This window comes from Limnothrix sp. PR1529, assembly GCF_002742025.1.
In the GTDB taxonomy this organism is placed as follows: Bacteria; Cyanobacteriota; Cyanobacteriia; order CACIAM-69d; family CACIAM-69d; genus CACIAM-69d.
The window spans coordinates 25,934-49,516 of record NZ_LIRO01000038.1 but is presented as its reverse complement, the minus strand read 5'-3'; the positions used below and the strand labels follow the sequence as shown (position 1 = coordinate 49,516).

Here is a 23,583-nt window from a genome sequence, read left to right as displayed (position 1 = left end):
CAAAACCCAGTGGTTGGGTTGATTTTAAAAGCAGGCTTTGATAGTGACTGGAATTAGAACCCAGGAGCTTGATTCTTTTCAGTAAATCGTGGTCATGGGCTATTTTTCGATGGCTCCTCAATTAAGGACGTAACCAGTATCACCAGGTTCCCAAGGGCTGGCCCGGTTCCTCAGGACAATTAGGGTGATGCAGGCTGATTAGGGCAATTTGGGAAGGTTCGGGCAACGGTTACGCCATAGGCCAGCCATTGATCGCAAGGGGGATGGCGCTCAGGATCCGTCCGACTCCAGCTCATCGGGGCCGCTGTGGATGTAGTCCCGCTCGAAGGCTAGTTTTTCGGCATATTCGCCCAAGGCAACGATTCGATCGAGATCGAACACATCAAAGACAAAATCCATCACCTCGGAATGATCGAGGCTGGGCCGCCGATAGTAGTGATTACCGGATGGATCCCGCGTCACCACCCGTTCTCGAACTAACTTGTCGCGGATGGGGCGAATGTAGTGATAAAACAACAGGGCTTGGGTGGAATATTTTCCTTGCAGTTCAAAGAAGCGCTGCTGCTCCATGAAGCTCATGCAGAAAATCATGATGATGAGTTCAATGCCCACGATGAACTTCATCAAAAAGTTTAGATAATCGGGCGTTAGGCGCTCCGGAATCGTACCCGTGAGGATGTAATAACGATAGTAATATTCACGAATATCGTTTTCGCCCAAATTTTTCTGCAAGTAGAACCGCTTCAGCAAGCCTTGCACCCGTCGTCGCAAAAATTCCCGCGACCGATCGGACAAAATGATGATTTCAAACTGAATCAGATCGTTGATGGCTTGGTGTTGTTGCTCGGGGGAAATGGCGGCAAATAGGGTGAGGGCATTGAGCAAAAACCGTCTTGTGCCCGCGTCCTTCTGCCCGAATTCTTCAAGGAATGATTCGGGCATGATTCGCGCCAGATCAAGACGGCGATTGGCAAAGTTTCTGCTCATGCGGGGCGATCGCCTGATTTCATACACCCGAGTCGATCGGGTGGGGGTTATGCTCCAAAATCTGATCCTTTGTGTCCTCAGGCTGGTTTTGTGGCCTGGCTGATGATGACGACTATCAGGCGCTCGATCGTGGCAAGGTTGCCCCTAGCCCCAGCGGCCATACAAATCCACCAACTCCCGGAGTCGATCGGCCATCCAAGGGGCAAAGGATCCCTCTAAACAGCGCCACTCCCAATTACTATCGGCCTGGCCGGGCACATTCATGCGGCAATCGCTGCCAAAGCCCAAGCAGTCTTGCAACGGAACGATCGCCCAGTCGGCCACCGAGGCCATGGCCATCCGGGTGAGATCCCACTGAATACCATCGGGGCCCGCATAGCCAGCGTAGCGGATTACGCGCTGTTGCTCCTCGGGCGATCGGCCATTAAACCAACCCACCGTGGTGTCATTATCGTGGGTTCCCGTATAAACCACATAGTTAGGACTGCGGTAATTGTGGGGCAAATAGGGGTTACCGCTGCCGGAGTCAAAGGCAAATTGCAGAATCTTCATGCCGGGAAATTGGAAGCGATCGCGCAGGGCTTCCACCTCGGGCGTAATAATCCCCAAATCTTCCGCAATCACCGGCAGCTTGCCCAAGGCCCCCTGCACCGCTTCAAAAAATGCAGCGCCCGGCCCCGGAACCCAGTCACCATTGATGGCGGTTTCTTCCCCTTGGGGCACGGCCCAAAAGGACTCGAACCCTCGGAAGTGGTCAATTCGCACCCAATCCACCATGGTGAACAAATGGCGGAATCGGTTAATCCACCAGTGATAGCCCGTTTGGGCGTTGGTTTCCCAGTCATAAACCGGGTTCCCCCACAGTTGCCCCGTGGCGCTGAAATAGTCCGGGGGTACGCCGGCCATTTGAGCCGGATCCAGGGTGTCCGGATCCAAAGCAAACAATTCGCGATTGGCCCAAACGTCGGCGCTGTCGAAGGAGACATAGATGGGCACATCGCCCACCAATTGCACGCCCCGTTCGTTGGCAGCGGTCTTCAGTTGTTGCCACTGTTCAAAGAAGACAAATTGTAAAAACCGTTGCAGGGCGATCGGCTCGGCCAGGGTTTGGCGGGCGGCGGCCAACACGGCCGGATCTCGCTGGGCAAATCCCACATCCCAACGGTTCCAAACAATTTGGCCAAATTCCGCCTTTAGGGTCATGAACAGGGCAAAATCCTCGAGCCAGGTGGCCTGCTCGGTGCAAAATTCCTCAAAGGCGGTGCGTTGTTCTACGGTGGCATGAACTTGGAACCCAGCCCAGGCTTGGACAAACAGGCGCTCTTTGTAGGCCCGCACCGCCGCAAAGTCCACCCGATGGGGATTGAAGTCGGGCAATTGTTCGAGGGCGGCGGCAGGCAGCCAGCCAGCTTCCACCAGGCGATCGGGGCTGATCAGCAACGGTTCCCCGGCGATCGCAGAAAAACTCATATAGGGTGAATTGCCAGCACCCACCGGCCCCAAGGGCAACATTTGCCACACCCGCTGGGCCCCCGCTTGCAACCAGTCACAAAAGGCAATGGCCTGATCACCCAGATCACCCACTCCGTAGCGACTGGGGAGCGAAGTGGGGTGCAGCAAGATTCCGCTGAGTCTGGCCATGGGAATTGTTTAAACCATCCGGATCGGGTCGGAATGACTCTAACACAGGGTCAGTCTTGCTTTTTGTTGATCAGCGTTTGTAGGCTTGGTGCTCGGTTTTGTAGGCGTGGGGAAAAGGTTGATCGGGAATTGGCACACCTAAAAAAGGGCAGAGTTTTTCCCAACCATCCCCGGCGGGAATATTCATCACCAGCAGTCGATCGGGCGGAATTTCTGCCATCACCCGATCGTTATGCTCCAGATACTTCTTCTTATAAAGAAATTCGGTGGCGATCGCCGAGCCATAAACACAATTGCGCAGGTCGCGGCGAAACTGTTGCGATGCGCTTTCTTGCCAAAAGTTTTGCCAGCCCACTTGCCAATCCGTCGGCCAAGGCCCATGGCTCAACCAGCGATCGAGCTGCCAACGCTGGGCAAGCTGGGCCCGAATCCCCAAGCTAGGTGACACGGGGAAGCGGTGATTGATGTGAAATTCCACACTGCGCCACCAGGCATCCACATCGCGCACGGTCAGGATGATTTTGCTGTCGGGATAGGCGGCCGCCAACTCCCGATAAAAATAGGCGCTGGGCAAATCCGTCACCACATCCACATCGTCATAGCAGCGGAAATTGGGTTGGGTGACCTTGCCGCTGAGGATCTCGTTCAGGCGATCGCGATCGAAATGCAGCCCATACAACCCCAGAATCTGCAAAGCCGCATGAAGTGAAGAAGTGCCCGTTTTGCTGAGGCCCGCGCCCAAAATTTTCATGGTTGTTGCAACTCTCGCCCTCGTGCAGTTTTGGCGGTGGCGATGCTCCCCTGATTTGGCCGTCGCCCTTTGCAAAATTTCGGGGCAAAATCTCGGGGCAAAACCTCGGGAGTAGAAGGCATCCAGGTAGGGGCGTACAGCGGTACGCCCCTACAGATGTGGCTCAGAAAATCAGCCATTCCCGTCCCCAGCGATCGGGAGTGCCAACCAGGCCTAAGGCATCAACACCTTAGCCACCGTTTGCACATCTTTATCGCCCCGGCCCGAACAATTAATCACGATTTTGGGGCTACCTTCCAAGGTCGGGCAAAGTTTTTCCAGATGGGCAAAGGCGTGGGCCGTTTCCAGCGCCGGGATAATTCCCTCCAGACGCGACACCCGCTGGAAGGCATCCAACGCCTCCTGATCCGTCACGCTGTAGTATTCCGCACGTCCCGCATCCTTCAAGTAAGCGTGTTCCGGGCCCACACCGGGATAGTCCAACCCAGCGCTGATTGAGTGGGCCTCAATGACCTGGCCGTCGCCATCTTGCAGCAAATAGCTCATGGCCCCATGCAACACGCCCACCCGGCCCTTGGTCAAGGTAGCCGCGTGCTTTTCGGTTTCGGCTCCCTCGCCGGCCGCTTCCACGCCAATCATCCGCACGGTTGGCTCCGTCACGAACTCATGGAACAGCCCCATAGCATTGGAGCCACCGCCGACGCAGGCCAGCAAAATATCTGGCAGTCCGCCCCACTTGGCTTGGCACTGTTGGCGGGTTTCTTCGCCGATAATGGCGTGGAAGTCGCGTACCATCATTGGGTAAGGGTGGGGGCCAGCCACGGAACCCAGGATGTAGTGGGTGGTTTCCACGTTGGTCACCCAGTCGCGAATCGCTTCCGAGGTGGCATCCTTCAGCGTGCCGGTTCCCGCTTCCACGGGTCGCACTTCTGCACCCATCAGTTTCATGCGGAACACGTTCAGGGCCTGGCGCTCCATGTCATGGATGCCCATGTAAATCACGCAGTCGAGGCCAAAGCGGGCGCAAACGGTGGCCGTGGCCACGCCGTGTTGACCGGCTCCGGTTTCGGCGATGATCCGCTGTTTGCCCATCCGCTTGGCCAACAGGGCCTGGGCGATCGCGTTGTTAATTTTGTGTGCGCCCGTGTGGTTCAGGTCTTCGCGCTTCAGGTAAATTTGCGGGCCGCTGCCGTCGGGGCGGGCATAGTGCTGCGTCAGTCGCTCGGCAAAGTAGAGCGGGCTGGGACGACCCACATAGTCCTGAAGCAACCCTTGCAGTTCCGCTTGAAAGTCTGGATCGTGCCGATAGTGCTCGTAGGCCCGCTCCAACTCAGCCAGGGCGGGCATCAGGGTTTCGGGAACGTATTTGCCGCCGAACTGGCCAAACCGGCCGAGGGCATCGGGCACTTGGGCATTGAAGGTGGCGGAACGGAGCGGGGTTACGGTCACGACTAGCTGGGCTGAATTCAACACCTCCATTATCGCATTGGGCGCTGGGCTGACGATCCAAGGCCCCCGGTTAGGATTTCTGAGGATGCAAATCATTTTGCAAAGGGAAAATTCTTATCTTGGGGGAAAGTTTTCCACAGGTTTTCCACAGAAGACCCCCAAGTTTTCCACAGAAATGACGGAGTTTTCCACAGGCTATGTCACCAACGATACGGTTTGTCGTTCAGTTGGGGATTGTTTTGGGCGATCGCCCGGCTTCTCATAAAAGTTGATTTTTCATGACTTTATGTAAATTAAATGAGTAAAAATATGTGCTATTCAGAAAAAATCCTGAGTTTTTGAACTGGATCGCAATATTTCGCAGCATTGACATCGCTGGGAGCCTGGCGCACAATGTTGCCGCTTACCAATGTGGCTGGGGTTTTGCCGATGAGTGGCACAGTTAGCATCGTGGCGGAAATTCCTGAAGAACTCCACGAAGCCCTTAAGGATTATTTGGAAGTGCATCCCGACTGGGATTTGAACCGGGTGTTTGCAGCGGCGTTATCGCTTTTTCTGTTGCAAAACGGGGAGAGCGATCGGCGGGTGTCGCGGGTTTATCTATCAACGCTGTTTCGCCAACCGGCTTAGGGGTTTTGGCTCGGCTTGGCCTGCGCTAGGGCGATCAGGAAGGCAACAGCATTAACCATCGCAATCAGCCTTCAATTGAAAAGTTGAAGCTCCAGTGATAAAGCTCCAGAGATGAAACTCAATATTGCAGAGCCAAGGGAGGATCGAGTTATCCCTTGGCTCTATTCGTTTCTGATTGGTTTTAAACTGATTAGAAATTGGTCTATGGAACCGACGAATCAGATCCGTTCGTTAAATTCAGCAGATTCATCCATCAATGATCATAATCGGGGTAATGACAGCAGTGATGACAACACTCATGACAGCACTCACGGCAGTGGTTGACTCCCCATTGCTCGATCGCCTGGGCTTGGAGTGGGGGGACTTTGCCCTTTGGTTTGGCGTAATTGGTGCGGTGTTGGGTGGCTCTTTAGGGATTATGATTTGGGCCTATCGCGGACAGGGTAGCCGATCGATTTTGTTCACGGAGGCGGTTCCCTTGCCAACAGAGAACGGCGATCGAATTCCTAAGGCGATCGCGGCTTTCAATCAAGGACAAACGTTGTTTACGCAAGGGGACTACCGAGCAGCCGGTGAGCGATTTGCAACGGCCCTAGAATTAGCACCCAATTGGCCGGAGGCTTACCATAACTGGGGTCTGGTCTTGGCCAATTTGCTCAATGACAATGAAGCAGTTCCTCGGTTGGTGAAGGCGGGAGATTTATATTTAGAAAATCAGAATTTGCAAGGTAGCGCTCTGTTGCGACGGCATTTATCGGCCATGGTGGAACGCAAAAAGCAACGGCAAGCCCAACAGAAACTGGTGAATTAATAGTTAATTAACGGTGAGTTAACTAATGGTGAACCTTAGCCCATAGGGTGGGCAATGACCACCGAATCGTTATTTTATGGCATCTGCAATCTGGCGCACCAATTGTTCTAGGCAAATGGTTCTAGGCAAAGGCTGGACAAGAAATCGCAGAAGTTGAAGAATTTGAATTCTTGGCATTCTTGGCATTCTTCGCAGTTTCAGAGTGCCAGCCAACTAAATAAAACTTCTGAGGTGAGGGTTAGCTCTCCAACAAATTCTGGAATGGGCAAGGGGCGATCGGGCATTTCTTCTAGATCAAACAAAAGTGCCTCTTGACCCGGCCGATAGATCATCACGGCTTTGTTTGCAGGATCAATAATCCAACCAGCGATCGTTCCGTGCTGAAAGCAATGGCGTAGTTTTTTAAACAGTTGGGCATGGCTTTGATCGGGAGACAGAATCTCCACCACCCAATCGGGAGCCAGCAGAAATCGATCGGCAATTTCACCCGATTCATCTTTGGGAATCCGTTCCCAAGAAAAGACAGCAATATCCGGCACGATCGAGCGCCCATCAAAGGTGCAACGCAATTCGGTAAATGCACTGGCTGACTTTAAGGGTTCCGTTACTGCATTGATGAACGCAGTCAACTTGCTTTGGATTCGGCTATGTTTTCCTTTGGGCATGGGTTTTTGCAGGATTTGCCCGTCGATATATTCACTCGCTGGTTGGGTTTCTGGCAACTCCAAAAAGTCTGCCAGGGCGATCGGGGCGGTCAGGGTTTCTAGCATGTGAACATCACCGTGCTTGCAACCAATTGATTTATAACCAATTGATTTATTTTGACACCAGAATTTTGAGATGCAGAAAAGTGGGTTCAGAACTGGCCTGAACTGGTTTGAATCGTCTGCACAATCAACACTTCTGCACGATCAACACTGTTGAACCTGGAGGGTGGCCATTAACCACCCCACACGCTGCTGCAATCAGCACTTGAAGGCATGACCCGATCGCCCGGTTACCCCCGCTTACCCGAGGATGACCCCATCAACCCCATCATGGGCAGCCGATGGCTAGGCCGCGATCGGGAGTTTGGTGCTTAACAGCGCCTTCGCGGCCTGTTTGCCCGAGAGAGTTGCGCCCTCCATGCTGTCGATGTAGTCCTGCATGGTGTAGCTGCCGGCCAAGAAGAAGTTTTCAATCGAGGTCTTTTGATTGGGGCGATAGGGATCCATGCCCGGCCCTTCGCGGTACAGCGATTGGGCCAGCTTCACCACCCCTGACCACACCAGATTCAGGCTGCGCGATGAGGGAAACAGGTCATGGACTTGCTTGAGGACATGCTGCACCGTTTCCTCGTTGGACTTTTTGATGAACGGGTCGCCGGGAGTCAACACCAATTGCAGCAGGGAGCCTTGGCCCTCGCGGTAGTAGTCTTTGGGGCTGGTGAGGGCCAAGTCCGCGAAACAAGAAAAATCCGCATCGGCCGAATAGAGCAAGTTATCCAAGCCCCGTGCTTTGCTCAGATCCTTCATGGCTTCGGGATCTTGCATTTCCGTGACCCAGCCATCGAACCGCAACTGCACCGTGGCCACGGGCACGGCTTCCAGCTTGTAGATGTTGTCGAATTCGGGAATTTTGCGCCAGGATTCCGGCAACAGGCGCTGAATGCCGGGAATGTCGCAGGCGGCCACGTAGGCATCGGCCGTGATGCGCTCGGTGGCTTCCCCGTCGGCCACGTCAAGGCCCGTGACGCGGATTTCGCCGTTGCTGCTTTCGGCGTATTGCACTTCCCGAATGCGGCGACGCAGGTGAATTTTGCCGCCCCGATCGGTGATGTATTTCACGATCGGCTTGTGCAGATATTCATCGGGCGAGCCAGCCAGCATCCGCAACACCGAAGCTTCGGTCTTGGCGGCGAAGAATTGGAAGATGGTGAGCATACACCGCGCCGAAATATTTTCGGTGTCGATGAAGCCGAGGGCGTAGGCGATCGGGTTCCACATCCGCTTCAAGCTGCCGTCGGAGCCACCGTGGCTGCGGAACCAGTCGGCAAAGCTGACCCGATCCAGCTCACGGATCGTTTTCATTGCGCCCTTGAAGTCCACCAATCCCCGGACGATCGGGCTGGTTCCCAGGGCGATCGAGTTGGCCAGCTTGTCGGCAACCGACAGTTGCGAAGTGGTGAAAAAAGCCTTCAAACCGTTGAAAGGGGCCCCGATCGGGAAGCGAAAATCCAGCTCGCCCAAATTGCCACCCCGATTCACGAAGGTGTGGGTATGCTCCTTCAGCAACAGATTTTCAAAGGCTCCCACCTTTTTCATCAAGCCAAACAGGTTTTCATAGCAGCCAAAGAAGACGTGCAAGCCCATCTCCACATGGTTACCGTCTGCATCAACCCAACTGCCAACCTTGCCGCCAACAAAGTTGCGGGCCTCAAAGATTTCCACTTCATGGCCCGCATCGACTAGATCCACGGCGGTGGCTAATCCGGCTAATCCGGCTCCCACGATCGCGACTCGCATGGCTGCCTCAAATCCTTCTGTGCATCGGGTGAGTAGGGGCGATCGGGCGGCGGGTTCCTGGAACGGTTAACCCAACTCGATCGCCCAAAATATTAACGGATTGTAACATCGCAGTTGCCCGCTTCCGTCGCCCCTAGGCCTTCTCCCTTGCAATTTGAGCCTGCACTGCCGATCGGAGCAAATCTTCCATGCTCAACACATGGATATCCCACAACCGCATCAGATCCAACGGATCAACCATGCCGCGATTCTTGCCCGTGGCTCCCTTAAACACCGCCACCGAGCAGCGATTTCCCGCCGCCTTGGTTCGTTTGTGCCAGTCTTCAATCAATGCGAGATCGAACGGGTCATCTTGCCAATAAACATTCACCCCCAGCAAACGACCTTGCGCCGTGTAAAGCACCAATAAATCGTAAGCCTGATCAAACTGGTCATAACTCGACATTACCCCCATCGCGATCGGGCGATCTTGACTCAGCACTTCATCAATCAACGCCTTGGCTTTGGGCTGGGAGGTTTGCAAAGCCAGTAGCGGGAAACTCTGGGGCGATCGCTTCGACGACTGAGCAGCAGTCTTTCCAGCAGCCTTCCCAGAACCAGCTTTTTTCCGCTGGCCTTCCTGCACCGAACCGCCACCCGTCAAACTATTTGGCGTGAAGGGATAGTCCACCAAGGGCGATCGAAAAGTATCCGGGATCATGTCATAGGTCACCCGAGGCAAATTGGTTTCCAAATTGACCAACGTTCCCTCCGGCAACCAATCCATCTCAATTTCCTGAGAATAGTGGCGTGAACCCGATGACAATTGTTGAGACGATGCCGATTTCAGCGCCCTGGGAACATAGCCAGGATTCAAGTTAGGGTTGCCCAATCCCAGAGGAACATCCCGTCCCGATGCAAGGGACAGCAATTTTTGGATCTGCTCCAAAGCGGCCATGCCCTCCGCATCCTCATCCAAGTCATCCATAAAATCGGGCATCAGCAAATGAGCCGCCAGGGATTCCGGATCCGCAACCGATTCCAGCAATCGCAGGGTCACATCAGGGCGCGTTTGAATCGTGACAGCAATGTTGTCCTGTTTACGCTTCTGGCCAGGATTAGGATTCGCTAAGGGATTCAGAATCCGAAATTGGTTTTTGAGGCTTGGGAAATCGTCAGCATCGTAAAGGATTTTGTTGTTGCGCTTGATGAACTGATTGAGCGCTTCCAAAATTACGACCATCACCATCAATTCATCATCCGATAGATGATCTCGCATTCCTTCAAGGGGATGAATGCTGCCCAATTCTGGCCAAGCCGATTCACTCAGAATGGGGCTTTGGGAGGATGGTGCTTCACTCTCTTCCAGATCATTGAAGGTGAGGAAGAAACAATCTTGATTCAGAAAGATTTCTTCCATCTTGTGCGGCTCTGCTCGATGGGGGCTGCTAATGATATCTTTGCGGAATTTCTCCAACGATTCCAGCGATCGATAGAGCAACAATCCCAGCTCCAACCCCTCCATGCCCAAAGTGGATAGATAGAACTGGTGTGGCTCATCCAGCTCAAATTTAATTTCCACCACTTCGTATTCAGCCAACAACATCCAAGGGGCCGATCGCCAGGTGGCCCGAATTGCTTGAACCAGCCGTTTGGCGTGGGGCGAATCCCAAATGTCTCGCACTTCCAATTCTGGGTTATAGGCTTCCAGCGATTGCACCACATCATCAACCAGAGGCAGCTTCGCGCCGTATTCCACCTTGATGTCTAGCCCTTGCAGTGCGCCGCGCAGGAAAAATTGCAATTCTCGGTTGCAAACTACCAACCGCTGGGGCCGTCCCGGCGGCTGTTGTCCTCGGGGTTGTTCAATGGCCTGCAGCAAAACCCGCACCACCGCTCCGAACCCCGCCTCTTCTGTCACTGGCTCCAAAGCGCGCAACGAGGGTTGACTAACATCCATCCACAACACACAGAGCCTTTGGGCATCATGGTTTGCGCGGGTATTGAGGGCACGGCTATGAACCGGTCTCAGGTCTCCCTGCCAAGTGGTTCGCAACAACGGAAGTTGTGTTAACCGTTCGATCGTCGCCTTTGGCAAACTTTGCATATCCCAGATCCCCAACAACACAGCGCATTGGAAAGAGCAGTGCGCACCCCATTTTCACGTTCTGACACAGCTTTTCCAGTTCCATTATCGCAATTCTTCCCAACTAGCACTTGCCAAACCCAGCATCAGCGCTAGCCTGACGAAACGGTGGCTTAACCATACGGTAGGTTTTAGGGGCGGTTGTGATGTCTTGGGATTAGGCAGGAACGGTTGATTTTCCGTGCCCCGATCGTCGCAACAGGGGGCTTAAGGGCCTTGGCCTTCAAGAACCGTTAGCGGTGGAATCAGAGTTTCAGAGGATTTGACGACAGACCCTACTAGCGTGGCTGCCTCAATTCGTTGGGTTAAATGACATGGCTGTTACCGTCACCTGATCGTTAAGCAGCAAGATGCTCAAGCCCCTTGTTACCACGACTGGCTTCGCAACTTTGACCCAATGTATTAAGCCTGTCATGCCACTACGGTGGGGTGATTGTGCTGTGATTTCCTGCGGCGGGCTGATTTTACCGTCGTTATTTTGCCGTGGTTTCAGCCCAGAGCATTCAGGCAGAGGACGATCATTAGATGATCGTTAAGTGATCGTCACATCGCCAGAACCTATAGCCTCCTGGAATTACTGAAAATTAGCTGGAGGAGTTGCTTACAATAGATTTCATCAGATTTCATCGATTCCACAGATTCCGCGAAACTCTGGGGCCTTCCTCCACGGAGCCATCCCCAGGCAGTTGCTAGTCCCAGCCCTTTGAACCCTATGACTACTTCAACTATTCCCGCCAAGCAAGGCATTCAAATTAGCGAGTCGGCCCGCCAACACCTGCTCAACCTGCGCCAGAGCCAAGGCCAAAGCGACCTCTGCTTGCGAGTTGGCGTTCGGGGAGGCGGTTGTTCGGGTTTGTCTTACACGATGGACTTTGAGACGGCAGCGAATATTCGCCCCGATGACGATGTGTTTGATTACGGCGATTTCAAGGTGATTTGTGATCCGAAAAGCCTGCTGTATCTCTATGGTTTGGAACTGGACTACAGCACGGCTTTGATTGGCGGCGGGTTCCAATTCCGCAACCCGAACGCTACCCAAACCTGCGGCTGTGGGAAGTCTTTTTCGGCCTAGTTGGGATTGAACCTACAGCCTTTACCCAAAATAATTGGCACGCCATAGCGCAGATGCTATGAAGGAACGATTCGGTGGGCATTGCCCACCCTACAAGCTACGAGCTACTGGGTTTTGGTTGAGTGAATTGAGTTTGAGTGAATTGAGTTTGAGTTGATTTAACTTGAGCTGATTTAGCTTGAGTTGGGTTGGTTTGAAATGGGCCTCCTGTCCTTAACTGGGTTTCATCAGTTTGGTGGGGCCCGTTGGGGGGACGATCGATCGCCCCTCTGTCAGCGGCGGCAGTCCTTCGGGATTGCCGTTTCGCGTTTGCTGGTATCGTTAGGATTCGGAATTATCCCTGCCATTCCGTTTTCGGGGCGATCGCGACTTTGTGCGCGCAACGCAACCCTTCAACAGTGGTCAAAGACCAAGCCTTTGGGCGATCGGTGCTGGCGGGTTGCTTCCCGTTGGCGATCGTTCGTCAGGACTGACCCTCATTCTTTTTCGTGGTTGACCCATGGCCGAAACTCCTGTTGTCACTTCAGAACTTGCGGATGCGGAAACCACTGACTCCGCGACGTTAACCGCCGAAGAACTGTTCTTGCAAGGCATCGATCGCTATCAAGCCGGTGAAGATCCCGCTGTGCTGATTCCGCTGTTCAAGTCCGTGTGTGATCGGGCCCCCAAAAGCAGCCCCCCTTGGACTTGCTTGGCATGGCTGTATCTGCTGACTGATCAAGCGGGATTGGCTTTCAAAGCTGCTAAAAAAGCCGTGAAACTCAATCCCCAGGATGCCCAAGCCCGTGTAAATCTGGCCGTTGCCATGATCGAAGACGGCCAAAAAGGGGTGCGCGAACAGGTGGAAATCGCCAGCCAGTTGGTTTTGATTGACCAAGACGCGGCCGAAGAGGTTCAGAAAAATTTGGAAGAGGCGATCGCCCAAAAACCCAACAGCAAAGGCTTTCAGCGGATCAAAGCTTGGATCTTTGATAGTTAGGGATCGCGCTGGGATCACGTCTTATTGATTTTTTGGCATTGGAGTCAGGTAAAAACTGGCTCCATTTTTAATTGTCAAAAAACTTTACACTTTCTCGAACGATTGTGACCCCAAAAGGCCAAATCTCCGATAGGTCAAACCCTCGAAAAAACAGGGTTCAGCAGCTCCCTGGTTACAGCGTTTACATTTAACAAGGGGTTGCAAGATGTCACAGAACTTTACTGGACAATCAAAAATTGAATGATAGGATTTTGCGATACAAGTTATTAGACTTGCTTTACCCGACCAGTTCAGTTCGTCGTCACACCGTTTCAGGAGTTAGGGAAATGTCTGCGAACAACGTTACTGTTAAGCCGGAAACCCGTAATCATAAGGGCTTTTTTGTCCAAGAAGCCTCCTACAAATTAATGGATATTGATGCATCGGGTTGGGCTTTGATTTGTGTTGATGATGCGGTTTGCCATTATGTGGATCCCGACAATCTTCTAGAGATGCTGTCTGAAGAAGATGCCATTGGTTAAGGGTTCCGTTGTTTGAATGGCTGAATCAGCGATTAGGCAACGACCATTCATGAAGTTTGCTAGATTCGCTGAATTGAGATGTTGGGTTGAAGGTTGTTCACTGAAACAATCGCTTCAAAAGAGAATGTTCAGCAGTTTGCAACCGTTTTTTCCCAATTCATTTTTCAAGTACGATCAATCCCATCTTGATTCTCAATGATGCCCCTGAGGCTGAGAATACCGGTGCGATCGCCCTTTCTTTTTTTCCCTTCAATTGGTGGCCCAGTGTTCGGCACAATTCACGGCACTCGGAACAGCACTGTTATGGGTTTCTCGATCGGGTATAGGCACTGAGTGAAAGATGGGTATTGAGGGTGAACTTACTCCTCTAGTCCGCAATGGGCCTCCTGTGCAGGGGGCTTTTTTGTGGGTGAGCCAATGGCCTGGCCATTCTGCTGTCAGTCCGGTGGTTGAGAGCAGGGCGGGAAAATCCTCATTATTCCCTGCGGCAACGCTGCCCTCATGGGGGATACTTTTAAGGTCTCGATTCCCATCGCGCGCATGACCCAAGAAGATACTGCGTGGGACGTTCCCACCATCACCCTGTCCGATGCCACGGGTCGGACATTGGAGTGTTTTGTTGAGCACTCGATCGAGGTGGAAGGCTCCGAGTATGTGCTCTTACACCCGGTGGATTCCCCGGTTGAGATTGTGACCTGGAAGGGTGACGACGAGGACGAGGAAGCCGTCCCGATCGAGAACGAGCAACAGATCGATCTCCTGTTCAACACGGCGAAGGCGGTGTTGGCAGAGGAGAATTTGAAGTTGAAGCGCACGGCGATCGTGCTGACCGTTGAGGGCGAATTACCCGAAGAACCGGAGGACGATGAACCCTGGGAAGGGAACGGCTCCGGCGAAGATGTGGATGAGTTCCAGTGGTTAGCTAGCTTTTTTCATAATGAAACGGAGTATGCGGTTTATACGCCGCTGGATCCATTCTTCATTGTGGCCCGCATGAATGAACAGGGACAGCCAGAATTACTGGATCCCGAGGAGCTGGAGCAGATCGAAGATTTGCTACCGTCGATCGAGGAACAACTATTTAATGGGTTGGAGTAGTTCGATCGAGCCATGCAACGATTGGGTCGCGTGATATTTACTCTCCTCGTGCCCACGGCGGCCTTGGTTGGTGCTTGGCAAGGATGGCAATGGTGGAGCTGGGCCAACCGTCCCATGGACTTGGCCCAGGGCGACACCGCCATGAAAGCAGTACAAGTGCAAATTGAACGGGGAACCAGCGCCCGGCAAATTGGCCGCGATCTGGAACGGTTGGGGATTATTCGCTCCAGCGCGGCTTGGGAACTGTGGGCCCGGTGGCTGACTTGGAATGACGACAATGGCGGCTTCCAGGCGGGAACCTATGAACTATTACCCACGGCCCCGATGACGGACGTTGCCCAGCAACTTTGGCAGGGCAAGACCATTCAACAGAGCCTGACGATTCCGGAGGGCTGGACAGTGCGGCAAATGGCCGACTATTTCCAGTCCCAAGGGGTGTTTCGGGCGGAGGAGTTTTTGGCCCTCACGCAAAAAATTCCGCGCGATCGCTACCCCTGGCTGCCCCAGCGAATTACGTCCTTGGAAGGGTTTCTTTTTCCAGATACTTACCAGTTTCCGGGAGACACGATTACCCCGCAGGCGGTGATTGATTCCATGCTCGATCGCTTCGAGAAGGTGGCTTTGCCCCTGTGGAACCAAAATCGCGGCCAAACCAAGCTGGATTTGTTGGGGTGGGTGACGCTTTCCAGCATTGTAGAAAAAGAGGCGGTGATTCCCCAGGAGCGATCGGTGATTGCGGGGGTGTTTAGCAATCGGCTGAATCGGGGGCAAAAGCTAGAATCAGATCCAACGGTGGAATATGCCCTGAAAATTCGGCAAACACCCGATCGCCCTCTGACTTTCACGGATATTCGCCAGCCTTCGCCCTACAATACCTATCTCAATCCTGGGTTACCGCCGGGGCCGATCGCCGCACCGGGCAAGGCCAGCCTAGAGGCCACCTTGGCTCCGGCCAAAACAGACTATGTGTTCTTTGTGGCACGGTATGACGGAACCCATGTGTTTAGCAAAACCTTGGCGGAACACGAAGCCGCTGTGAAGCGCATTCGGGCCGAGCGCAACGCCAGGACTCAATCGACCCCTCAACCGGCGGCCAGCCCCAGCCCCTAGGCACAATCGCCCCGATCGCCCTGATGATCGCCCCTTCATCAGTTTGCCGCTCAGTTTCGCTGCTCAGTTCGATCGCCACAAGTTTGTGAGGTTCCCGTGACGTTTGGTGTCCTGCTCCAGCCCGACTTAATCCTAGGCGACTGCATTTTGGCCCTCACGCCGGAAGTGATTGTGCAGCACGGTTTGCAGGGCTTGATTCTGGATGTGGATGACACCCTGGTTCCCACCACCACCGACGCGGTTTCACCGGAACTGGTGACCTGGATCCAAGCGGTGCGGCCCCATGTGCAACTGTGGCTGGCCAGCAACAACCTAAGCGAGTCACGAATTGGCAGCATTGCCCGATCGCTCGACTTGCCCTACTTCACCGGAGCCGCCAAACCCTCTCGCCGCAAGTTGCGCCAAGCGCTCCAAGAAATGCAACTGCCGCCGGAGCGGGTGGCCATGGTGGGCGATCGCCTGTTCACCGATGTGTTAGCCGGTAACCGTCTGGGGCTGTTCACCGTGTTGGTGCAACCGATGGTGAATCCCCTGTCGGCCCATCGGGGCTACCCGATTCACTCCCTCGAAGTGTGGCTCTCAAAACTGATTGGCGCATCGTTCTATCGCGATCCTTCGCCCCTGCCCACAGCGACCTCCTCGCCCGATCGCCCCGCCAGCTAACTTAATTAATAGCTAACTCGAAGTCATTCTGAGATTGAGTTAAAAATGGCCGGTGCTCATGGATCTCGACTGGGTGGATCCCACCTGAATAGATGAGCACACAATTAAGCAGTCTTGGCCCCAAAAAACCAACAGAGCACCATTGACAACCGCCCCCAAAGATTCGGAATCCAATCCGAGGATTTGGGGGCTAACTTTAGGAGCGATTAGTCATGGTTTTTGCCATCATTAATCGTTGCAATTTGCGGTGTAACGCACAGATTCATGGTGAAAATCTAGGGAATAGGGTACTTAATAATTTTTTGTCAATCCCGATACAGTTTTTATTCAAATCATCTTAGTTTTCTGGCCTGGGGGGATTTCTCTATCAAGTTGCCGCTATGACTGAAACATTTTTTAAAGAAAAGATACTGATCCCGTGATATATCGCTTGCTAGAATACAAAATCTCGCCTTTTTGATTAACTTTTATGAAGAAACAAATATAAAAAAAATATAAGGAAATAAAACGCCATCCCAAAAATCTGCGATTCTAATAACAGTTCAAATGGGGTCAGCCAATAAAGACCCTAACCATAAAACCAACTTTTTTAAACACACGAAGTGCTGGGGTCTCCGGATCCCGGCACTTTGTTTTTGGCCCTGCTGTTTTGGGGCCCTGTTGCTCAGGGTTTTTGGGATCACGGTGCTGGAGATCGCCGTTTCGCCCAGGATCTGGGTCGGGATCGGGGGCGGAGGTCTCGCGGTAATCTCAAGTATTCCGGTGGGGGATCCGCACGAAGGCGAGTCGATCGCCCAGAATTAGCCCCACGCATTACCCCCATACCTCAACTGTTTGATCCCCATAAACCTCGATCGCCCTGGGGCCACAGCCTGGGCCACTGGGGCCATTCGCTGGTTTGATAATTGGTTGCCCCTTGCAACCCTTCCAGAAGTGGTGGTTAGTTATGCGCCCGATCGTCTTGAAAATTGGCACTTCCAGCTTGACCCAACCGGACAGCGGCCGGCTGGCCTTGTCCACGATCGCCACGCTGGTGGAAGTGATTTGTGATCTGCGCGATCGGGGCTATCCCGTGGTGCTGGTGTCGTCGGGAGCGGTGGGGGTGGGCTGTGCGCGGTTGGGGCTGACGGAACGGCCCAAGGCGATCGCCCAGAAACAGGCCGTGGCCGCCGTGGGCCAAGGGCGACTGATGCGGGTCTATGACGATCTGTTTAGTCAGTTTGACCAGCCGATCGCCCAAGTGTTGCTGACTCGGGGGGACTTGGCCCAGCGCAGTCGCTATATCAATGCCTACAGCACCTTTCAAGAACTGCTGCGGATGGGAGCCATCCCGATCGTCAATGAAAACGACACGGTGGCCGTGGATGAGTTGAAATTTGGCGATAACGACACCCTTTCGGCCTTGGTGGCCAGCTTGGTGGAAGCGGAGTGGCTGTTTTTGCTCACGGATGTCGATCGGCTCTATTCCGCCGACCCGCGCCAAAATCCCAACGCGGAACCCATTCGCCTGGTGGAGCAAATGTCTGATTTGGAGGCGTTAGAGCTGGACATTGGCGGCCGTGGCTCCCAGTGGGGAACCGGCGGCATGGCCACCAAAATCACCGCCGCCCAAATTGGCACCAGTGCCGGGGTTCGCGTGGTGATCACGGACGGCAGCCAACCGCGTAACTTGTTGAAAATCTTGGAGGGGGCGGATATTGGTACGCAGTTTGCGCCCCAACCCCAGGCCACCAGCGCCCGCAAGCGGTGGATCGCCCATGGCCTGATTCCAGCGGGCAAGCTTTATCTCGACTCCGGGGCGGTGCGGGCCATCTGCACGGGCGGTGGATCCCTGTTAGCAGCGGGAATTCGGGATTTGGAAGGGGAGTTTCAACCCCAAGATGCGGTGCAGCTCTGTGATTTGGAAGGGCGGGAGGTGGCTCGCGGCCTGGTGAATTTCAGCCATGAGGCGCTGGAGAAAATCTGTGGCAAGCGATCGGACGAAATTGCCGCAATTTTGGGGCATGACGCGCCGGAAACGGTGGTGCATCGGGATAACTTGGTGCTGGCCAGCTAAAAACGCGGGGCACAGGATTCAGCCATATTCAACCGTTCAACTGATTGGGGATATCAAAAATTTTGGGGGCGATCGGGCGGGATTGGGCGATCAAAGCAGCTCGATCGCACGCTATCGTAAGGGCTGGGCATCGGTTGACTGCCCCCTGGGCCCCAAGCCCTGATTCCCAAGCCAATCCCAGTCCCTGTTGAGTTCAGGCTAATCCTATGATCCTGCCCGGTTCCGCAGTCCGTGTCATTAACCCCAACGACACCTACTATCAATTTCAAGGTCAAGTGCAGCGCGTGACCGATGGCAAAGTGGCCGTGCTGTTTGAGGGTGGCAACTGGGATAAATTGGTCACCTTCCGGTTCTCGGAACTGGAGACGGTGGATGCCACGGCTGGTCGCGGCAAAAAGTAACGCATTGGTTCAAGGCCGTCAAGCCCCTAACCCTTGCTCCCCTTAGCCCCGCTTTGGTTCGGTTATGCGTTTACCCCTGCCGCAATTTGCCCAGCGCGATCGCCCGTCCCATCACTTGGCGGAAGTGATTGAAACGGCCACGACGGAATATTTGGCCCAATGTTTGGAGCCAGAAACCCTTAGTTTTCCGACCATGCCGCCCTTTGGCAGTTGGGTGCGATCGCGCGATGAGGATTCCGGCAATCAGATCTATGGGGTGGTTTATCACGCCACCACCGCCCCGATCGACTCCGTACACCGGGCCCAAGCCTTGGGGCTGTCCTTGGAAGATTTGCGCGAACAGCAGCCGCAAATTTTTTCCATGTTGCGCACGGAGTTTCGGGTGGCGATCGTGGGGTTTGTGCCACTGGAGTCCTTGAATCCCGACGCGATCGGGACAGAAGGCGTGAACCCAGGGGCGATCGCCAACCTCCTGCAAGCGGGGGCCAAACTGATCAACGGCCCGATCTATCAACATTTGCCCCCTCGCCCACCCCAAATTCACCAGGCGGTGTATGGGTGCGATCGCCAAGAGGTGATGGAATTCACCGCCAAAATGGACTTTTTGCGGACTTTGTTGCAAATGAGCGGCACGCCCACCGATGCGTTGATTGCCGCCACGCTGCGGGAGGTTTATCGGCTGCGACAGGGCGATCGGCCCTGGTTGGTGCAGGCGGGCCGCGCCCTCAGCGTTCTGCTCAAGGATGATTACGATCGCCTGCGAGCGATCCTCGGCCAAGTTCATCTCAGTCCCTAATCCTTACAATCCCTAATCCCTGCAATTCCTAAACCCCCAAGCGGCCGGCATGGGGGCGATCGAGCAGCAGCCACAGCAGCCACGCCACAGCCCGATTAGCCCCGGCCCGGTTAGCCCCAGCCCGATTGCGAATCATGGCAATATTGCGAACTGTTACCGTCAGTTGCGAACGATTGCTAAAACAAAATAGTGATTTTCCAGCCTTCTTCTCAGCCGCTTTATAATCCGATCAGGGATATGCAGTTGTTTGCCTGTCCCCGATCGCACGTTTTTCGGAGCCAAAGGCCATGCCGCGCATTCTCGTTATTGACGACGATCCAGCCATTTCCGAACTGGTATCCGTCAACCTAGAAATGGCCGGCTATGACGTGAACCAAACCACCGATGGCATCAAGGGCCAAGCCCTAGCGCTCCAACTCATGCCCGACTTGATCTTGTTGGACATTATGTTGCCCAAGGTGGATGGGTTCACCGTTTGTCAGCGGCTGCGACGCGATGAACGCACCGCCGATATTCCAGTGCTGATGCTGACGGCGCTGGGGCAAACACAACATAAAGTTGAAGGCTTCAATGCAGGGGCAGATGATTACTTAACCAAGCCCTTTGAAGTGGAAGAAATGTTGGCGCGGGTGCGGGCCCTGTTGCGACGCACCGATCGCATTCCCCAAGCCGCCAAGCATAGCGAAATCCTGAGCTACGGCCCCTTAACCCTGGTTCCTGAACGGTTTGAGGCCATTTGGTTTGACAAAACCGTGAAGCTCACTCACCTGGAATTTGAGCTGTTGCATTGCCTGTTGCAGCGCCACGGTCAAACCGTTGCCCCCAGCGAAATTCTCAAGGAAGTTTGGGGTTACGATCCCAACGATGACATTGAAACCATTCGAGTTCACGTGCGACATTTGCGCACCAAGTTAGAACCCGATCCCCGCCATCCGCGCTACATCAAAACCGTTTATGGTGCGGGTTACTGTCTGGAATTGCCGGCCCAGGACGATCGCGCCGTGGAAACCGTGGCCGACACAGCTTCGGTTTAAGCGCCAGGTTGGGCGATCGCTTCGGCTCTGCAACCCCGATTTTCTCCTCGATCGACAAAGACAAGGGGCTTGAGCATCTTGCCCCCACGGCTCCTACTAACGGCAGCTCTAGGGTTTCGGGCTAAACGACGATAGGCCCTTAACCCCTTGCCCCCATCTTACCCCTATGACTGCGGGTGCTGGGCCCGGGCCAGATCCTTTTCAGATAGTCTTTTCGGTCTCATTTCAAGTTTTCAATTGAGTTCAAGTTCGTTCACCTTGATTCAAGTTTGTTCAAAAGAAGACAAAGCCAAAACAGGGTTAATTCTCGAAAAGCCAATCCCAAACAAGGCAAACGCCATTCATTCGTCTGCAAGGGTTGTTAGGTCTCGCAACACTTGCAGACTTTTGTTTACGTTGCAATGCTTCATGTTTAGCGGGGATCAATTATTCGTCTGCGAGAATCAAACTTGGGCTTAGATTTAGATGCAAATTTAGACCTGATTCAACGTCAATGCGTCGGGCTATTGGGCCCAAGTTGAGCAGCAGATGAAATTAGCCTATTGGATGTATGCCGGGCCGGCTCACATTGGAACGTTGCGGATTGCCAGTTCTTTTCAAAAAGTCCATGCCATCATGCACGCCCCACTGGGGGACGACTATTTCAATGTGATGCGATCGATGCTGGAACGGGAGCGAGACTATACCCCCGTCACCACCAGCGTGGTCGATCGCAACGTTTTGGCCCAAGGCTCCCAAGAAAAAGTTGTTGATAATATTGTTCGCAAAGATCGAGAAGAAGCGCCCGATTTAATTGTGCTGACTCCCACTTGCACTTCGAGCATTTTGCAAGAGGATTTGCAAAATTTTGTGGCCCGGGCCCAGTTGGATGCTAGGGGCGATGTGCTCTTTGCCGATGTAAATCACTACCGCGTGAACGAATTACAAGCGGCGGATCAGACCCTTCAGCAAATCGTCAAGTTCTACATTGAAAAAGCCCGCAAATTGGGTGATTTGCAAACCCAAAAGACCGATCGCCCTTCGGTGAATATTTTGGGAGTGACCACGCTGGGATTTCATAATCGCCACGATTGCACGGAATTGAAGCGATTGATGGCGGATTTGGGAATTACGGTGAATGCGGTGATTCCCGATGGGGCTTCGGTGGAGGAACTGAAACAGTTGCCCCGGGCTTGGTTTAATTTAGTTCCTTATCGTGAAATTGGCGGGCTGACGGCGCAATATTTGCAAACGGAATTTCAGATGCCGCTTGTGGATATCACGCCGATGGGGATTGTGGAAACGGCCCGCTGCATTCGATCGATCCAAGCCGTGCTGAACAGCCAGGGCGAACCGGTGAACTATGAAGGGTTTATTGATGAACAAACCCGATTTGCTTCGCAAGCCGCTTGGTTCACTCGTTCGATCGATTGTCAAAACCTAACGGGTAAAAAAGCCGTGGTGTTTGGTGACAACACCCACGCGGCGGCCATGACCAAAATCCTGGCCCGGGAAATGGGAATTCAGGTGGTTTTGGCGGGCACTTACTGTCAGTATGATGCTGATTGGTTCCGGAATCAGGTCAGTGAATATTGCGATCGGGTTTTAATTACCGATGACCATACCCAGGTGGCCAACGCGATCGCAGAAATTGAACCGGCCGCCATCTTTGGCACGCAAATGGAGCGCCACGTGGGCAAGCGATTAGATATCCCTTGTGGTGTAATTGCGGCTCCGGTTCATATTCAGAATTTCCCCGTTGGCTATCGACCCTATTTGGGCTACGAGGGAGCCAATCAGGTGGTGGATTTGGTTTATAACTCCTTCACCTTGGGCATGGAAGATCATTTGCTGGAAATCTTTGGCGGCCACGACACCAAGGAAGTGATTACCAAGTCTGTTTCCACGGATTCGGAGCTGAATTGGAGTCGCGATGGGCTGACGGAGTTGAACCGTGTGCCGGGTTTTGTGCGGGGCAAGGTGAAGCGCAATACGGAAAAATTTGCGCGCGATCGGGGGCTGACGCAAATTACCGCTGAAGTGCTCTATGCCGCCAAGGAAGCCGTCGGCGCATAGCCCAGCCAGGAACCCATCTCCCCCAGGAAGCAGGAAACGCCTTGGTACAATGCCCAGGGATTGATCGCATCGGTGGGGGACTGGTGACCTATGGTTTTTGCAACGACCGCGCCCCGTTGGGTGCTGGCAACGGATTTGGACGGAACCTTTCTGCACGGCTCCCAGGCCGATCGCGCTGCGTTTTATCAACGGATTGAACAACAGCGCGATCGGCTGATTTTGGTTTTCGTGACCGGTCGCCATTGGCAGCTCATTGAACCGCTGTGGTCGGGCGATTGCCCAGTGCCCCAACCGGATTTTGTGATTGGCGATGTGGGCACAACGGTCTATGACGGTCAGGGCCGCCCGATCGAAACCATCCAATCGGAAATCGCCAATCGCTGGAATTGCGCGAACGATCGGGTCAAGCGCTTGCTGGCGGGGGAGCCGGGTCTCTCGTTGCAGCGCGGGGAATTTGCCTACCGCGTGTCCTATGACTACGACCCGCAATTATTGCGGCAAGCCACGCTGAACCTGATCCAGGCGGCCGGTTTTGATGTGATTATGTCCGCCGATCGCTATTTGGATGTGATGCCCAAGGGCGTTGCCAAAGGATCTACCCTGCAACGACTGGCCAAGCTGGAGCGCTGGCCGGGCGATCGAATCATCACCGCCGGAGACAGCCTCAATGATTTGAACCTGTTGGCGGCGGGCTACCGAGCGATCGCCGTGGGCAACAGTGAACCCAAGCTGCTGGCGGCCTTGGGCGATCGGCCCACCCTCTACCACAGTCCCTATCCTGGCCTCTTGGGCATTATGGATGGGTTCCGCCATTGGCAAGTGGACTTGTTTTGAGCCATCGGTTTGCAGCAAGGACTTGCAAAAAGTACCCGCCCAGAAAATATTTGCAAATAATCACAA

General features: G+C 53.9%; 21 protein-coding genes. 14 read left to right on the top strand and 7 right to left on the bottom strand.

Annotated elements, in window-relative coordinates; all coding sequences use genetic code 11:
• Nucleotides 1-270: 270 nt before the first annotated feature.
• The 4 genes from AMR42_RS06550 to trpB all read right to left on the bottom strand — a co-directional run bounded on the left by AMR42_RS06550 (nucleotide 271) and on the right by trpB (nucleotide 4,828).
• The gene (locus AMR42_RS06550) at nucleotides 271-942 is read right to left on the bottom strand and encodes a hypothetical protein (protein WP_199309216.1); all 672 of its coding nucleotides are present in this window, start codon (nucleotides 940-942) and stop codon (nucleotides 271-273) included.
• A 189-nt stretch (nucleotides 943-1,131) separates the two neighbouring features.
• Nucleotides 1,132-2,634, bottom strand: coding sequence for a 4-alpha-glucanotransferase (gene malQ, locus AMR42_RS06545; protein WP_099532663.1), 1,503 nt, complete (start codon nucleotides 2,632-2,634; stop codon nucleotides 1,132-1,134).
• Between the two features lie 64 nt (nucleotides 2,635-2,698).
• Entirely contained in the window at nucleotides 2,699-3,379 is a 681-nt protein-coding gene (locus AMR42_RS06540; protein WP_099532662.1) for a sulfotransferase family protein, read from the bottom strand.
• 213 nt (nucleotides 3,380-3,592) lie between these two features.
• Entirely contained in the window at nucleotides 3,593-4,828 is a 1,236-nt protein-coding gene (gene trpB, locus AMR42_RS06535) for a tryptophan synthase subunit beta (protein ID WP_099532686.1), read from the bottom strand.
• Nucleotides 4,829-5,257: 429 nt separating this feature from the next.
• On the opposite strand from trpB, the gene AMR42_RS06525 reads away from it, so the two are divergent.
• Both AMR42_RS06525 and AMR42_RS06520 read left to right on the top strand, forming a co-directional pair.
• Entirely contained in the window at nucleotides 5,258-5,458 is a 201-nt protein-coding gene (locus AMR42_RS06525) for a DUF2811 domain-containing protein (protein WP_099532685.1), read from the top strand.
• Nucleotides 5,459-5,756: 298 nt separating this feature from the next.
• Nucleotides 5,757-6,269, top strand: a complete 513-nt coding sequence (locus AMR42_RS06520) for a hypothetical protein (protein ID WP_099532660.1) — start codon at nucleotides 5,757-5,759, stop codon at nucleotides 6,267-6,269.
• Nucleotides 6,270-6,466: 197 nt separating this feature from the next.
• Here the strand turns inward: AMR42_RS06520 and AMR42_RS06515 are convergent, their stop codons facing one another.
• From AMR42_RS06515 to AMR42_RS06505, 3 genes are all read right to left on the bottom strand, one after another.
• Nucleotides 6,467-7,039, bottom strand: a complete 573-nt coding sequence (locus tag AMR42_RS06515) for a Uma2 family endonuclease (RefSeq protein WP_099532659.1) — start codon at nucleotides 7,037-7,039, stop codon at nucleotides 6,467-6,469.
• A 282-nt stretch (nucleotides 7,040-7,321) separates the two neighbouring features.
• On the bottom strand, nucleotides 7,322-8,773 hold the full coding sequence (gene zds / locus AMR42_RS06510) for a 9,9'-di-cis-zeta-carotene desaturase (RefSeq protein ID WP_099532658.1): 1,452 nt from the start codon (nucleotides 8,771-8,773) through the stop codon (nucleotides 7,322-7,324).
• 133 nt (nucleotides 8,774-8,906) lie between these two features.
• On the bottom strand, nucleotides 8,907-10,859 hold the full coding sequence (locus AMR42_RS06505) for a hypothetical protein (RefSeq protein WP_143472963.1): 1,953 nt from the start codon (nucleotides 10,857-10,859) through the stop codon (nucleotides 8,907-8,909).
• 751 nt (nucleotides 10,860-11,610) lie between these two features.
• On the opposite strand from AMR42_RS06505, the gene AMR42_RS06500 reads away from it, so the two are divergent.
• The 12 genes from AMR42_RS06500 to AMR42_RS06440 all read left to right on the top strand — a co-directional run bounded on the left by AMR42_RS06500 (nucleotide 11,611) and on the right by AMR42_RS06440 (nucleotide 23,517).
• Entirely contained in the window at nucleotides 11,611-11,970 is a 360-nt protein-coding gene (locus tag AMR42_RS06500; protein ID WP_099532656.1) for an iron-sulfur cluster assembly accessory protein, read from the top strand.
• A 499-nt stretch (nucleotides 11,971-12,469) separates the two neighbouring features.
• Nucleotides 12,470-12,949: a hypothetical protein gene (locus tag AMR42_RS06495; protein ID WP_099532655.1), complete on the top strand. Its 480-nt coding sequence runs from the start codon at nucleotides 12,470-12,472 to the stop codon at nucleotides 12,947-12,949.
• 326 nt (nucleotides 12,950-13,275) lie between these two features.
• The gene (locus AMR42_RS06490; RefSeq protein ID WP_099532654.1) at nucleotides 13,276-13,470 is read left to right on the top strand and encodes a hypothetical protein; all 195 of its coding nucleotides are present in this window, start codon (nucleotides 13,276-13,278) and stop codon (nucleotides 13,468-13,470) included.
• A 540-nt stretch (nucleotides 13,471-14,010) separates the two neighbouring features.
• On the top strand, nucleotides 14,011-14,568 hold the full coding sequence (locus AMR42_RS06485; RefSeq protein ID WP_099532653.1) for a DUF3727 domain-containing protein: 558 nt from the start codon (nucleotides 14,011-14,013) through the stop codon (nucleotides 14,566-14,568).
• Nucleotides 14,569-14,580: 12 nt separating this feature from the next.
• Entirely contained in the window at nucleotides 14,581-15,678 is a 1,098-nt protein-coding gene (gene mltG, locus AMR42_RS06480) for an endolytic transglycosylase MltG (protein WP_099532652.1), read from the top strand.
• Nucleotides 15,679-15,774: 96 nt separating this feature from the next.
• Complete coding sequence (locus AMR42_RS06475) at nucleotides 15,775-16,341, top strand: YqeG family HAD IIIA-type phosphatase (protein ID WP_099532651.1); 567 nt, start codon at nucleotides 15,775-15,777, stop codon at nucleotides 16,339-16,341.
• Between the two features lie 946 nt (nucleotides 16,342-17,287).
• Nucleotides 17,288-18,397 (top strand): glutamate 5-kinase, encoded by a 1,110-nt coding sequence (gene proB / locus AMR42_RS06465; RefSeq protein WP_099532649.1) that lies wholly within the window; start codon nucleotides 17,288-17,290, stop codon nucleotides 18,395-18,397.
• 206 nt (nucleotides 18,398-18,603) lie between these two features.
• Nucleotides 18,604-18,798: an NAD(P)H dehydrogenase subunit NdhS gene (locus AMR42_RS06460; protein WP_099532648.1), complete on the top strand. Its 195-nt coding sequence runs from the start codon at nucleotides 18,604-18,606 to the stop codon at nucleotides 18,796-18,798.
• A gap of 64 nt (nucleotides 18,799-18,862) precedes the next feature.
• Nucleotides 18,863-19,594 carry an HAS-barrel domain-containing protein gene (locus AMR42_RS06455; RefSeq protein ID WP_099532647.1) on the top strand — a complete coding sequence of 244 codons (732 nt, stop codon included), beginning with the start codon at nucleotides 18,863-18,865 and terminating at the stop codon, nucleotides 19,592-19,594.
• A 287-nt stretch (nucleotides 19,595-19,881) separates the two neighbouring features.
• The gene (locus tag AMR42_RS06450; RefSeq protein WP_099532646.1) at nucleotides 19,882-20,628 is read left to right on the top strand and encodes a response regulator transcription factor; all 747 of its coding nucleotides are present in this window, start codon (nucleotides 19,882-19,884) and stop codon (nucleotides 20,626-20,628) included.
• A 528-nt stretch (nucleotides 20,629-21,156) separates the two neighbouring features.
• Nucleotides 21,157-22,683, top strand: coding sequence for a ferredoxin:protochlorophyllide reductase (ATP-dependent) subunit B (bchB, locus tag AMR42_RS06445; protein WP_099532645.1), 1,527 nt, complete (start codon nucleotides 21,157-21,159; stop codon nucleotides 22,681-22,683).
• A 90-nt stretch (nucleotides 22,684-22,773) separates the two neighbouring features.
• Nucleotides 22,774-23,517, top strand: a complete 744-nt coding sequence (locus AMR42_RS06440; protein WP_099532644.1) for an HAD-IIB family hydrolase — start codon at nucleotides 22,774-22,776, stop codon at nucleotides 23,515-23,517.
• The last annotated feature ends 66 nt before the right edge of the window (nucleotides 23,518-23,583 follow it).